Source organism: Streptomyces sp. NPDC090022, assembly GCF_044748145.1.
In the GTDB taxonomy this organism is placed as follows: domain Bacteria; phylum Actinomycetota; class Actinomycetes; order Streptomycetales; family Streptomycetaceae; genus Streptomyces.
The window spans coordinates 1-13439 of the sequence record NZ_JBIVFN010000046.1; the positions used below are offsets into that span (position 1 = coordinate 1).

Sequence of the window (13439 nt, forward strand, 5' to 3'; positions counted from 1 at the left end):
GCCCGTACCCGAACCAGTCATGGCTGCTGCACCTCGTCCTTTCCAAGCAGGGCGGACACGGGCGTGTCCGGTCGGTCGACCGCGGCCGACACCACGTCGACCCAGCGGTCCATCACGTCGGTCACCGTGCGTTCCTCGAACAGATCGGTGCTGTACTCCAGGGTCGTGACGAGCTCGCCCGCGACCTCCTCGACGTCGAGGGTGAGGTCGAACTTGGCGGTGCCGTTGTCCAGCGGCACGGCCTCGGCGGACAGGCCCTCCGCCAGGCGCAGTGCGGCGCGGACCGGGCCCTGGTAGGCGAGGACCGCCTGCACCAGGGGGGTGCGGGACGGGTCGCGGTCGGGGACGAGTTCGGTCACCAGGCGGTCGATCGGTACGTACTCGTCGTCGATGGCGGCCAGCGCCTCCTCGTGGGCGGCGCGCAGCAGGTCGGCGAAGGCCGGGTCGCCGGCGAAGCGCAGCCGTACGACGACGGTGTTGACGAAGAAGCCGATGGCGCGGTCGAGGTCGGGGTGCGGGCGGCCCGCGGTGGGCGAGCCGATCAGCAGGTCGTCCTGGCCGGTGCGGCCGTGGAGCACGACGCCCAGGGCCGCGAGGGCCACGGCGTACGGCGTGGTGCGGTGGGCGGCGGCCAGCGCGGTGACGCGGGCCAGCAGGCCGGGCGGGGTGGGCCGGGTGAGGCGGCGGCCGCGGTGGCTGGGCAGCCGGGGGCGTTCGTGGTCGGTGGGCAGGGCGAGGACGACGGGGGCGCCGCGCAGCCTTTCCAGGACCCGGTCCAGGGACTCCTTGGCGGCCGGGGCGTCGGGGAGTTCGCGCTGCCACTGGGCGTACTCGCGGTAGCCGCGGGCGGGAGCGGGGGCGGGCGGGAACCCGGTGCCGGCGCCGGCGCCGGCGCCGGACGCGTGTGCGGCGTAGGCGGTGGCCAGGTCGGCCTCGAGGACGTCGACGCTGACGCCGTCCGAGACGAGGTGGTGCAGGACGACGGCCAGGAGGTGGTCGTCGGGGCCGATCCGGTAGAGGTTCGCACGCAGCAGCGGGGCCTCGTCGAGGGTGAAGCGTTCGGCGGCGAGGGCCTCGGCCAGCCGGAGCGCGGCGGTGGCCGGGTCGAGGGCGGCGGTGACGTCGAAGACGGGCAGGTCGACGGTGACGCGGTCGGCGGTGTCGACGACGATCTGGTCGTCGCGGTAGTGGAAGGAGGCGCGCAGGCGCGGGTGACGGGCGGTGACCGTCTCCAGGGCGGCGCGCAGCAGGCCGGGGTCGAGCGGGCCGCGCAGCCGGAGGGCGGTGGGCACGTTGTAGGCGACGGCGGCGTGGGAGCGGAGCTGGCCGAGGAACCACAGCCGCTGCTCGCCGGGGGCGGCCTGGGTCTGCGTGCTGTGCGCGGGCACCGGGGGCAGCAGGGCCGCCGCGCGGTCGGCGGCGGGGGTGGCGCGGGCCGCGCGGAGGGCGGCGGCGAGCCGGCGCGGGGTGCGGGCGGCGGTGAACTCGCGGGCGGTCAGGGGGACGTGGAAGTCCTGGCGGAGGCGGCCGAGGACGCGGACCATGTGGAGGCTGTTGCCGCCGAGGTCGAAGAAGTCGTCGTCGCGCGCGACGGGGCGGGCGGGGGCGAGAACCTCCTGCCAGGCGTGCGCGATGCGCCGCTCGTCGTCGCCCTGCGGGGGCTCGCCGGCTCCTCCTGCCGTCGTGGTCCCGGGGACGGGGAGGGCGCGGCGGTCGAGCTTGCCCTGGGAGGTGACGGGGAGGGCGTCGAGGACGACGTACTGGGCCGGGACGGCGTACGCGGGGAGGGCGGCCTCGGCGTGGGCGCGGAGCCGGGCGAGGTCGACGCTGCCGCCGACGACGTAGGCCACCAGGCGCAGGGCGGTGCCTTCGCCGACCGGCAGGACGGCGCAGGTGGTGACGCCGGGGTCCTGGGCCAGGACGGCCTCCACCTCGGCGGGTTCGACGCGGTGGCCGCGGATCTTGACCTGGTGGTCGACGCGGCCGAGGAACTCGAGGGTGCCGTCGGGCAGGCGCAGGGCGAGGTCGCCCGTGCGGTAGAGGCGGCTGCCGGGGCGGTCGGCGGGGGCGAAGGGGTCGGGGACGAAGCGCTGGGCGGTGGCCCCGGGGCGGCCGAGGTAGCCGCGGGCGACGGACTCGCCGCCGATGTACAGCTCGCCGGCCTCACCGGGCGGGCACGGGCGCAGGTCGGCGTCGACGATGTGCAGGGTGGTGCCGGCCAGGGGCTCGCCGATGGAGAGGGTGCTGGTGCCGGGCAGGGGCGTGGTCGCCTCGTAGCGGGCGGCGGTGGCGGTGATGGTGGTCTCGGTCAGGCCGTAGGCGTTGGCGACGGGGACGTCGCTGTGGACGCGCCAGGCGGCGAGGGTGCGGGTGTGGGTGGTGTCGCTGCCGACGACGAGGAGCCGCAGCGAGGGCGGCAGGGGGCGCGGGTCCTGGTCGAGGTCCGCGGTCCACTGGGTCCAGTAGGGGGTGGGGAGGTTGGCGAGGGTGACGCGGTGGGTGCGCAGGAAGTCCTCGAGGGCGGCGGGTGCGAGGGCGCTGTCGCGCAGGACGACGACGCAGGCACCGGCGGCGAGGGTGGGGAAGAGCTCCTCGGCGTAGACGTCGAAGCCGGGGTTGGTGAACTGCAGGACCCGGTCGCGGTCGGTGAGGCCGAACAGGGCGTGGACGGCCTGCGTGTGGTGGGCGAGGGAGCGGTGCTCGACGGCGACGGGCTTGGGATGGCCGGTGGAGCCGGAGGTGTGGATGACGTACGCGAGCCGCCGCCCTGCCGGCGGCGCGGCGTGGACCGGCCCCTCGTCGGGCCCGCCCCCGGCGAGCGGGTCACCTGCCCCGGGGGTGGCCGCGCGGTCCGCCCCGGACGGCCGGGGCGCCGGCCCCTGGGCCGGGATGCCACCGCGCGGCAGGACCGCGAGGTCGACGGTGGCGGGGGCGGCGATCGGGCCGGGTGCCTCGGTGGTGTCCGTCAGGAGCAGGCGGGCGCCGGAGGAGACGATGAGGTCCTCGGTACGGGTGCGGGGCAGCCCGGGGTCGAGGGGGAGGTAGGCGGCGCCGGCCTTGAGGACGGCGAGCAGCGCGGTGACCAGCCGGTGGCCGCGCGGCAGGCGGACGGCGACGACGGGCTCGTCCGCCGGCCCGCCGCCCGCCAGGGCGGCCCGGAGGGTGCGGGCGAGGTCTTCGGCGCGGGCGTCCAGTTCGCCGTACGACAGCGACACCTCGCCGTCGACGACGGCCTCGGCCCCGGGCACGCTGCGCGCCCACCCCTCGAACCGCACCACCACGGAAGCGGGCCCGCCCGCGTCGACGTGCCCGGACCGACCGGACCGATCCACCGACCCGGCCGCCGGAAGCCGTTCGGCCGGCACGACCGCAGCGGCGGGTACGGCCGCAGCGGCGGGTACGGCCGCAGCGGCGGCCGGCTCGACCGGCGCGGCCGCCCCGGCATACGGGGCCTGCCCGACGGCACCGGCGGCCACGACATCGGCAGCGGCCTCATCCCCGCCGCCGGAGGCGGCAGCGGCGGCGGCGTGGCCCGGGCGGCCGGACCGGTCCACCGACCCGGCCGAAGGAATGCGTTCGGCCGGGTCGGCCGCAGCGGCGGCCGGCTCGGCCCGCACCGACGCGTCGGCGCGAGCCCGCTCGACCGGCGCCGCCGCCCCGGCGTGCCGGGCCCGCCCGGCGGCACCGGCGGCCACGGCGACGCCGGCGGCGTCGTCCTCGCCGCCGGAGGCGGCCACGGCCTCGGTTGCGAGGGCCGTCACCACCGGGAGGACCGGGGACGGGGTGTCGTACAGGGTGAAGTGGCCGCCCGGGAGGGAGGTGTGGGTGAAGGCGGACGTCGTGCTGGTGTGCCAGGCGTCGACCGCCGACGGCGGGGCCAGGGCGTCGGACGCCGCCGAGAGGGCCGTGACGGGGATGCCGATCGGGGGTCCCGTGTGGGGCCGGTAGGCCTCGCCCAGCGCGAGGTCCGCGCGGAAGACCGGGAGGACGACCTGGAGGAGGTCGGGGTCGTCCAGCACCGCGTCCTGGCTGCCGCCCAGCGCCCGCAGGCCCGCCACCAGGTCCGCCTCCGGGGCGTCCGAGCGCGTGGTCAGGCGGGACGGCAGGTGGGGCGCCGGGGCGCCGGACACGATCAGCCGGGCCACCCGCACCCCGTGTTCGCACTGCAGGTGCGCGGCGACCTCGAACGCCACCAGCGCGCCCATGCTGTGGCCGAACAGCACGATCGGCAGATCGGCGAAGCCGACCGCGATGGTCGCCGCAATCGGTGCCGCCAGTTCCTGAACGGTCGCGGGCACCGGCTCCCGGTAGCGCCCGGCCCGGCCCGGGTACTGCACGGGCCGCAGCTCGACGCCGTCGCCCATCCCCGGCCGCCAGCCGGCGTACGCCGCGGCCGAGCCGCCGGCGTGCGGGAACGCGAACACGCGGACCCGCGCGCCGGGCAGGGCGGGGCCCGGGAACCAGTGCCCGGCGCTCATCGGACCGTACGGGCGCTCAGGGGCCGGATGTCCGTCCACACGGCGGCGATGTGCTCCAGGCACCGCTCCTCGGATCCGGACACGCCCTGGTCGGTCCAGCCGGGCGGCAGGTCCCGGCCGGCGGGCCAGATCGAGTACTGCTCCTCGTGGTTGGCCACCACGACATAACTCTGTGCGTTGGTTGCGGTCATCGCCGTGCTCCTTGGGTCAGGGCGGTCCGGGTGGTCCGGGGCGTTCGGGTCAGGAGGTCGAGGTCGGTACGGGCCGACAGGCGCAGCCGGGCCGTCTCGCGGAACAGCCGCGCCGGGGTGCACAGCCGTACCGCCTCTGTGTGCGCGAGCCGGTAGTGGCGCTGCACGGTGAGGTCGGCGGTCAGGCCGCGTACGCCGCACACGTGGACGGCGGTGGCGGTGGTGTCCAGGGCGGCCTCGGCGGCCAGCGCCAGCGCGTCGGCGGCGGCGCGGACGGCGCTGCGGCCGCTGTCGGCGAGGAACCCGGCGCGGTAGACGGCCGCCCGGACGGTCTCCAGGGCCGCCGCGGCCCGCGCGAGGGCGAAGGAGACGGCCTGGAAGTCGTGCAGGGGCGTGCCGAACTGGCTGCGGCCGGTGGTGTAGGTGTACGCGGCGGCGTGCGCGCCCTCGGCGATGCCGAGGAGGTGGGCGGCCTGCCGGATCCGGGCGCGGGCGACGATGCCCTCCCACTGGACGGTGTCCGGCCAGCCCAGGGCCAGGCCGGGGGCGACGTCGGGCCCGCCGCCCGCCGCGTCCGACGGGGTGAGCGTGAGCGCCGGCGTGGTGCGCAGCACATGGCTGGCGCCGCGCGCCGGGCCGGGCGGCCGGGCGCCGAAGTCGTCGGTACGGACGGTCAGTTCGCCGGTGGCGAGGCGGCGCAGCTCGGGCGCGTCCGGGCGCAGCACGCGCAGCGCGTCGGCGGCGAGGGCGCCGGCCTTGTACGGGCCGGAGAGCCCGGCGCGGCCGAGTTCCTCGCAGACGACCAGGGAGCTCAGCAGGCCGAGGTCGAGCCCGTCGGCGTCGGCGGACACCTCGAAGCCGGGGGCGCCGACGCTGACCAGGCCGCTCCAGCCGGGACAGAGCGGTCCCTCCTCGGCGGCCGGGCCGTGCACGGCCGCCGCCGGGTCCAGGTCGCGGTCGCGGTCCCGGGTGGCCTCGGTCAGGATCGTGCGCAGGGTCCGGCGGACCTGCCGGGAGAGCGGGTCCTCGGCCGATTCCCAGGCGGGGCCGCCCGGTTCGGGGCCGGCGGCGGCGACGATCTGCAGCATGACCTCGGAGGTGCCGGCGGAGAAGGTGAGGCCGGGCGCCTCGCGGTAGGCGGCGTCCCGGGCGTGGGCGCGGACGGCCGCGTCCGCCGCGGCCGCCGTGACCGCCCCGCCCGCCGCGCCCGGCTCCGCCTCCACCGGCCCCGCGGGGCGCGGCAGCAGCACCGACCAGCGGGCGACGTCCGCCGCCAGCTCGCTCGTGACGTACTTGGCGACGGCCGCCGTGGTCTCGTCGGCGGTCCGGAGCCCCTGGGCGAGCTGGCGGATCACCTGCCAGGCCTGGAGGCGGGAGGCCTCGACGGCGGCCCCGAACCGGCCGGCCCGTTCGAGCTCCTCGTCGGCGACGCCGTCGGCGAGGGCGGCGGCGTACCAGCGCTCGGCCTTCAGGGAGTAGTCCAGGCCGGTGCGTTCGATGGCGAGGGCGCCGGTGAGCAGCGCCCAGCCCTCGCCGACCTCCCCGACGACGTCGTCCGCGGGCACGCGTACGCCGTCCAGGACGATCCGGTGGAACTGCTCGTCGGCGATGCCGGGGACGGTCTCCCGGTGCACGCCCTCGGCGTGCAGGTCGACCATGAACAGGGTGATGCCGCGGTAGCGGCCGCCGGGCTCGCCGGTGCGGGCGGCGCACAGCGCGACGTCGGTGATGTCGCTCTTGAGGTTGTACGCCTTGACGCCGTCGAGCCGGTAGCCGGTGCCGTCGGGCTCCGCGGTGGCGGTGGTGCTCAGGCCCGCGAGGTCGGAGCCGGCCCCGGGCTCGGTGTACAGGACGCTGGCGAACAGCTCCCCGGCCGCCAGGCCCGGCAGGTAGCGCCGTTTGACGGTGTCGCTGCCGGCGAGCTGGAGGAAGAGGCCGACGATCTGGACCGTGTTGACGTGCAGGGTGTCGGGGACGCCGGCGCGCGCCAGTTCCTCGGCGACGATGGCCGCCTCGGTGAGGCCCGCGTCCTGGCCGCCGTAGGCGCGGGGCCAGTTGACGGCGAGCAGGCCCTGGCGGCCGATGGCGCGGTAGAGCGGGCGCACGTCGGGCTCGCGGTCGCGTCCGTCGCCGGTGCCTGCCGGGTCGGCCAGATCGGCCAGATCGGCCAGGTCGGCGAGGTCGGTGAGGTCCGCGGGGCCCGTGGGGGCCGCGGGGTCGCCGAGGGCCGCGCGCTCCGTGGCGCGGGCCAGCAGGTCCAGCTCGTGGCGGATGTCGCCGCGGCCGAGTTCCTCCCGTACCCGGGTGCGGAAGGCGTCCTGCTCGGGCGTGAAGCCGAATTCCATGGTGGGTTTCTCTCCTCGCTGGGCTCAGAGCCGGTCGCCGGACTCCAGCAGCCGCTGGGCCTCTTCGTCCGACATGCCTTCGATGAGGGCGAGCAGGTCGGAACCGGCCGCCTCGGCGGTCAGCCGGTCCACGACGGCGGCCAGGTGGGCGACGGTGGGTGAGCGGAAGAAGTCCGCGAGGGCGACCCGGACGCGGAACTCGGCGGTGATGCGGGACATGAGCTGGGCGGCCTGGAGGCTGTTGCCGCCGAGGGCGAAGAAGTCCTCGTGGACACCGACGCGCTCGCGGCGCAGCACGGGGGCGAGGATCTCCTCGGCGATGCGGCGCTCGGTCTCGGTGGCGGGCTCCTGGGCGGGCCCGGCCGCCGGGGCGGCGGAGGGCTCGGGGGCGGGCAGCGCGCGGTGGTCGGTCTTGCCGCTGGGGGTCAGCGGCAGGGCGGCCAGGCTCACGAAGAAGGCCGGGACCATGTACGGGGGCAGCTGGGCGGCGGTGTGGGCGCGGATCTCCTGCGGGCCGGGCCCGCCGGCCGTCGGCTCCGCCACCGTGTAGGCCACCAGGTGGCGTTCGCCGTGCGGGTCGGTCCAGGGGACCACGACCGCCTGGGCGATGCCGGGGCAGCCGGCGACGGCGGCCTCGACGTCACCGAGCTCGATGCGCAGGCCGCGGATCTTGACCTGCTGGTCGGCGCGCCCGACGAAGTCCAGGCTGCCGTCGCGGCGCCGCCGGACCAGGTCGCCGGTGCGGTAGAGGCGGCCGTCCGGGGTGGTGCCGAACGGGTCGGCGAGGATCTTCTCGGCGGTGAGCTCGGGGGCGCCCAGGTAGCCGCGGGTCAGGCCCTCGCCGCCGATGACGAGCTCGCCGACGACCCCGTACGGCAAGGGTTCGAGGTGCTCGTCCAGGACGTGGGCGACATGGCCGGCGATGGGCAGTCCGATGGGCGGGGAGGCGTCCCAGTGGCCGGGGCACTCGTGCACGATCATGGTGACGGTGCACTCGGTGGGGCCGTAGCCGTTGAAGAAGCGGCGGCCCTGGTTCCAGCGGTTGACGAGCTCCCCGGAGAAGGCCTCGCCGCCGACGAACGCCACGCGCAGCGCGGGCAGCCGCTCGGGCTCCAGCAGGGCCATCACGGCGGGCGGCAGGTCGGCGACGGTGACCGCACCCTCCTCCAGGACCTCTTGCAGGCGCTCGACATCGAGCCGTTCGGCGTCCCGCACCAGGTGCAGGCGGGCGCCGGTCAGCAGGGCGTTGAAGATCTCGCCGACGGAGACGTCGAAGTTGGCGGAGGCGTAGCCGAGCACCCGGTCCTCGGGGGTGAGGCCGAACAGGTCCGCGATGGCCGTCACGAAGCCGAGGACGCTGTGGTGTTCGATGAGGACGCCCTTGGGCCGGCCGGTGGTGCCGGAGGTGTAGAGGACGTACGCGACGTCCTCGGGGGCCACGGGGACGCCCGGGTCGGTGTCGGGGGCGGCCGCCCGTGCGGCGTCGAGCTCGTCGAGGACGAGCAGCGCGGCGCCCTCGGGCCGCGGCAGCCGGACGGCGGGGCCGGCGTGGGCGAGGATGACGGCGGGCGCGGCGTCCTCGGTGATCGCGGCCATCCGGGCGGCGGGGTAGCCGGGATCGACGGGCACGTAGGCGGCGCCGGTCTTGAGGACGGCGAGGATCCCGGCGACCAGGTCGGCGGTGCGTTCGACGGAGAGGACGACCCGGGTACCGGGTCCGGCGCCGTGCTCGCGCAGCACGTGCGCGAGGCGGTTGGCCCGCCGGTTCAGGGCGTCGTAGGTGTACGTGTCCGCGCCGACGACGAGCGCGGTGGCGTCGGGGGCCTCGGCGACCCTGGCCTCGAAGGCCTCGGGGACGGAGAGGCGCGGGACGTCGAGGTGCGGCCCGTTCCAGCGGGCGATCATCTCGCGGCGTTCGGCGGGGGTGAGCAGCGGCAGGCGGGTCAGCGGCAGGGTGGGGTCGCCGGTGGCGACGGTCAGCACCCGCTCGTACTGGCGCAGCAGGGCGTCGATGGTCTCCGCGTCGTACAGGTCGGTGTTGAACTCCGCCTCGACGACGATGCCGTCGGCGCCCGCGGTGACGTTCCAGCTGAGGTCGAAGCGGGAGGTGCCGGGGTCGGGGGACTCGTGGGTGACGTCCAGGCCGGGCAGGGTCAGGCCCCCGCCCGCGATGTTGTGGAAGGCGAAGACGGTCTGGAAGAGCGGGGAGCGGGAGGGGTCGCGGGGCGGGGCGACTTCCTGGACGACCTTCTCGAAGGGCAGCTCGCCGTGGGCGAAGGCGTCCTGGCTGCTCTTGCCGACGCGGCGGACGAACGCGCGGAAGTCGGGGTCGCCGGAGACGTCCGTGCGCAGCGCCACCATGTTCACGAAGAAGCCGACGAGCCGCTCCACGTCGATCTCGTCGCGCCCGGCGGTGGGCGTGCCGATGACGATGTCGTCCTGGCCGGTGGTGCGGCGCAGCAGGAGCAGGAACGCGGCGAGGTGGACGGTGTACGGGGTGACGCCCTCGGCGCGGGCGAGCCGGGCCGCGGCCTCGGCGACGGCCGGGGCGATGGCATGGCGCCGGTAGGAGCCGCGGTAGGTGACCTCGGCGGGGCGGGGCCGGTCGGCGGGCAGTTCGAGGGTGGGGGCGCCGGTCAGGGTGCGGCGCCAGTACGCGGCGAGGTCGTCGTACGTGCGGCCGGTGAGCCGGGCCCGCTGCCACACCGCGTAGTCGCCGTACTGGACGGGCAGCGCGGGCAGTTCGGGCAGCGGCCGGGCGCCGGGGGCGGTGGCGGACAGCGGCGCGCGGCTCTCGGCGGCGTAGAGGGCGGAGAGGTCCTCGGCGAGCACGCCCGCGGACCAGCCGTCGAAGACGATGTGGTGGACGACGAGGACGAGCAGGTGGTCGTCCTTGCCGACGCGCAGCAGCGCGGCGCGCCACAGCGGGGCGCGGGTGAGGTCGAAGGGCCGCCGGGTGAGTTCCTGGGCGTGCTCGCGGGCGGCCCGTTCCGGGTCGCCGCCGCCGTCGGCGGCCGGGTCCGCGAGGTCGGTCACGGGCAGGGCGAGGGCGTCGGCGAGGTCCGGCGCGTCGACGGCGGCGACCTGCTGCACGGTGCCGTCGGGGCCCTCGACGAGGGCGGTGCGCAGCACCTCGTGACGGACGACCAGGGCCCGCAGGGCGCGGCGCAGGGCGGGTACGTCGAGGGCGCCGCGCAGCCGGTGGGCGGTACCGGTGTTGTACGTGGAGCGCCCGGGCGCGAGCCGGTCGAGGAACCAGAGGGTCTCCTGGGCGAACGACAACGGTGCGGGCGCGGTGCCGGAGCGGGGCGCGAGCACCGGCCCGGGCCCGGCCTCGCGGGCGCGGCCGTCGTCGGTCCCGGCGGTCGGCCCGGCTCCGGGAGCGGATGCCGATGCGGATGCCGATGCGGCGGCGCCGGCCTCCGGGGCGGGCCGCGGGCCGCCGGCCGCTCCCGCGCGGAGCTGGGCGAGGAACTCCGCCCTGCGGCCCTCGGGCAGCCGGGCCAGTCTCTTGACCAACTCACTCATCGCGGACTCCGTTCCCACCAGACTGCCCAGGTCGAATAACTGACGAAAGATTAGGCACCCTCCCCGGGCTCGTCTTCCGTACCCACGTTCCCTTCCTGGAGCAATTCGTTTCGATCGCTGTAATCGTGGTGATTACTTGCGGCGAACCGGCCATTTCTGGGCGCGAATGGGTATTCAGAACGGTTCTCCGGATGACTAATGTGCCTCCTCGGCACACCCAGGCCGCCGCACCCCGGAGGGATCCCACATGCACGGCGTCATCGCACTCTGGAGCGCACCGCGATCGCGCTCGACGGCCTTCCTTCGGATGATGATGGGCCGCGGTGACGTGGTGTCGCTGCACGAGCCGTTCTCCCGGCTGGCCGATTTCGGTGACGCGGAGATCGGCGACACCGTCGTCCACTCCGAATCCGAACTGATCGCCGAAATACGGCGGCTCGGCGAGAGCGCGACCGTCTTCTTCAAGGACACCACCGATTTCCGCTACCCCGGTGTCCTCGCCGATACCGACTTCCTGCGGGACGTCCGCCACACGTTCATCATCCGGAACCCGGCCGACGTCATCGCCTCGCATTTCGCGCTGAATCCGGAACTGAGCGCCGAGGACGTCGGTTTCTCCCGCCTCCACGAGCTGTACGAGGCGGTCGAGCGGGCGCAGGGCGGCGTACCGCCGGTGGTGGTGGACTCCGACGCGCTGCTGGAGCGGCCCGAGGACACGGTCCGCGCGTACTGCGCGCGCACCGGGCTGCCGTACGCGGCCGGCTCGCTGACCTGGTCGCCGGGCATGCCGGAGGACTTCAAGCTCACCGAGCGCTGGCACGTGGACGCCGGGGAGAGCTCGGGCTTCGAACGCCGGGAGCGGACGTACGCCGACACCGTCGACAACAACGACCTGCTGCGCGGCTTCTACGAGGACCAGCTGCCCTTCTACACCCGCCTGTACGAGCGGCGGCTGGTCCTCGGCTGACGGGACGGCCGGGGAACGGGAACGGGAGCGGGCCGGGGAAAGGGAAAGGGAGACGAGGCATCGTGGCGCAGCAGACTCACGGACACGACCCGGCGCGGGAGCGCGCCCTGTCCCTGTCCCCCGCCAAGCGGGCCCTGCTGGAGCGGCTGGTCCGGGACCGCGCCGAGCGGGCCGCGGCGGACGGCGGCCCCGCGGACGGCGGCCCGGCCGGCGGGGCGGCGGCCGACGGCGGGATCGTGGAGCTGCGCGCCGGGACCCGGCCGGGCGCGGCGCCCGTCGTCCTGGTCCACCCGATCGGCGGCGGGGTCTTCTGCTACGCCGAACTGGCCCGGCTGGTGGGCGGGGACCGCCCGGTGTGGGGCATCGCCGCCGACGCCGCGCTCTGCGCCCCGACCTCGGTCCCCGCACTGGCCGGCCACTACCTGCGGCTGCTGGCCGCCCGGGGCGCGGCCCGCCCCGCCCTGCTGGCGGGCTGGTCCTTCGGCGGGCTCCTCGCCCACGAGATGGCCCGGCGGGCGGCGCGGACCGGGGCCCCCGCGCTGCCGGTCGTCCTGATCGACGCGGCGCCGTGGCCCGACGGCACGGGCCCCTGGTCCCCCGCCGAGACCCTGGAGATGTTCTTCCTGGACCTGCTCGGGTCGAGCGGCGCCGAGGCCGACCGGGTCCCGGTCGACGCGGAGGTCTGGCGGCTGCCCCGGGCGCGGGCGCTGACCGAGGCCGCTGACCGGCTGCGCGCCCTCGGCCACGACCTGGGCCTGTCCCCCGCCGAACTCGACCACCGCTTCACCGTCTTCACCCATGCCACCGACGCGATGCAGCGCCACCGGCCGGCCGGCCACGACGGTCCGACCGTGCTCTTCCACGCCGCCGAGTCCGATGTCCGGCCCGAGCTGTGGGAGCCGCTGGCCACGGGCGCGCCGCTGACGGCCGTACCGGTGCCGGGCGACCACTTCGCCCTGCTCGGCGGCGCGACGGTGCACGCCGTCGCCCGGGCCGTCCGGCGGCACAGCGACGGCCCCAGCGGCCCCGACGGCCGCCCGGCCCACCCCACCCACCAGACCCAGGAGAGCCCGTGAGCCAGACCGCCATCCCCGAAGGGCAGGAGCACTCCTCCCGCTTCGCCCCGGTGAGCGCCGAGGAGGACGACTACCGCTTCGAGGCGGAGCTCTACGACGTCCTGTGGTCGGACCTCAACAGCCTCGACCTGGACTTCCTGCTGGAGTCGGCGGCGAAGTACGGCGGCCCGCTGCTGGAGCTGGGCTGCGGCACCGGCCGGGTACTGCTGCCGTGCCTGGAGCACGTCGGACGGGCGGTCGGCGTCGACCGCTCGCCGTCGATGCTGGAGAAGGGCCGGGCCAATCTGGAGGCGGCCGGCGTGGCACCGTCCGCCGCCGCCTTCGTGGAGGCGGACCTGCGGGACTTCGAGGTCGGCGAGACCTTCGGGCTGGTCCTGGCGGGCGGCCAGACGATGTTCCACCTGAGCACCGACGAGGACTGGGCCCAGTGCCTGGCCGCCGTACGGCGCCACATGGCGCCGGGGGCCCGGTTCGTGGCCGGCGTACCGGTGTTCCTGGAGGCGGACTTCAAGAACTACGACCACCGCCAGCTGTTCGTCAACGAGATCCGGCACCCCCGCACGAACGAGCGCATCGCGATGTGGGACTACAGCGTGTTCGACCACGACGAGCAGACCATCACCCGGCGCCGGGTGAGCGAGATCCTCGACGAGCAGGGCGTGGTCCGCGAGCGGCGGCACGACATCCGCACGAACTACTACCGCTTCCCGGACCAGATCCGCGCACTGCTGGCGGGGGCGGGCTTCCGGATCGAGCACGAGTACGGGGACTACGACGGCGCCCCGTGGACGCCCGAGTCCGAGGAATACGTCTGGGTCGCCACCGCGGCCGAGTGAGCAAGGGAGATCGCTGTG

At 75.9% G+C, this 13439-nt stretch carries 7 protein-coding genes; 3 read left to right on the forward strand and 4 right to left on the reverse strand.

Translation table 11 applies throughout. From position 1 onward, the window contains the following. Nucleotides 1-17 precede the first annotated feature (17 nt). From ACIPXB_RS36865 to ACIPXB_RS36880, 4 genes are read right to left on the reverse strand one after another with little or no spacing between them, the layout of a single operon-like run. Nucleotides 18-4478 carry an amino acid adenylation domain-containing protein gene (locus ACIPXB_RS36865; protein WP_401457346.1) on the reverse strand — a complete coding sequence of 1487 codons (4461 nt, stop codon included), beginning with the start codon at nucleotides 4476-4478 and terminating at the stop codon, nucleotides 18-20. Then, nucleotides 4475-4669 (reverse strand): MbtH family protein, encoded by a 195-nt coding sequence (locus ACIPXB_RS36870; RefSeq protein WP_401457348.1) that lies wholly within the window; start codon nucleotides 4667-4669, stop codon nucleotides 4475-4477. The genes ACIPXB_RS36865 and ACIPXB_RS36870 overlap by 4 nt, the downstream gene beginning before the upstream one ends. Beyond that, nucleotides 4666-7014: an acyl-CoA dehydrogenase gene (locus tag ACIPXB_RS36875; RefSeq protein WP_401457351.1), complete on the reverse strand. Its 2349-nt coding sequence runs from the start codon at nucleotides 7012-7014 to the stop codon at nucleotides 4666-4668. The genes ACIPXB_RS36870 and ACIPXB_RS36875 overlap by 4 nt, the downstream gene beginning before the upstream one ends. Before the next feature lie 24 nt (nucleotides 7015-7038). After that, nucleotides 7039-10542, reverse strand: coding sequence for an amino acid adenylation domain-containing protein (locus tag ACIPXB_RS36880; protein ID WP_401457353.1), 3504 nt, complete (start codon nucleotides 10540-10542; stop codon nucleotides 7039-7041). A gap of 247 nt (nucleotides 10543-10789) precedes the next feature. Between ACIPXB_RS36880 and ACIPXB_RS36885 the strand changes: the two genes are divergently transcribed. The 3 genes from ACIPXB_RS36885 to ACIPXB_RS36895 all read left to right on the forward strand — a co-directional run bounded on the left by ACIPXB_RS36885 (nucleotide 10790) and on the right by ACIPXB_RS36895 (nucleotide 13421). Further along, a complete protein-coding gene (locus ACIPXB_RS36885) occupies nucleotides 10790-11509 on the forward strand; it encodes a sulfotransferase family protein (protein WP_401457354.1) in 720 nt (239 codons plus the stop codon). A gap of 62 nt (nucleotides 11510-11571) precedes the next feature. Beyond that, nucleotides 11572-12585, forward strand: coding sequence for a thioesterase domain-containing protein (locus ACIPXB_RS36890; protein ID WP_401457357.1), 1014 nt, complete (start codon nucleotides 11572-11574; stop codon nucleotides 12583-12585). Next, nucleotides 12582-13421: a class I SAM-dependent methyltransferase gene (locus ACIPXB_RS36895; RefSeq protein ID WP_401457358.1), complete on the forward strand. Its 840-nt coding sequence runs from the start codon at nucleotides 12582-12584 to the stop codon at nucleotides 13419-13421. Before ACIPXB_RS36890 ends, ACIPXB_RS36895 begins: the two co-directional genes overlap by 4 nt. Nucleotides 13422-13439 lie beyond the last annotated feature (18 nt).

Coding starts and splice junctions, on each gene's coding strand:
- ACIPXB_RS36865 (WP_401457346.1), bottom strand. CDS start 4,478: ATGAGCGCCGGGCACTGGTTCCCGGGCCCCGCCCTGCCCGGCGCGCGG.
- ACIPXB_RS36870 (WP_401457348.1), bottom strand. CDS start 4,669: ATGACCGCAACCAACGCACAGAGTTATGTCGTGGTGGCCAACCACGAG.
- ACIPXB_RS36875 (WP_401457351.1), bottom strand. CDS start 7,014: ATGGAATTCGGCTTCACGCCCGAGCAGGACGCCTTCCGCACCCGGGTA.
- ACIPXB_RS36880 (WP_401457353.1), bottom strand. CDS start 10,542: ATGAGTGAGTTGGTCAAGAGACTGGCCCGGCTGCCCGAGGGCCGCAGG.
- ACIPXB_RS36885 (WP_401457354.1), top strand. CDS start 10,790: ATGCACGGCGTCATCGCACTCTGGAGCGCACCGCGATCGCGCTCGACG.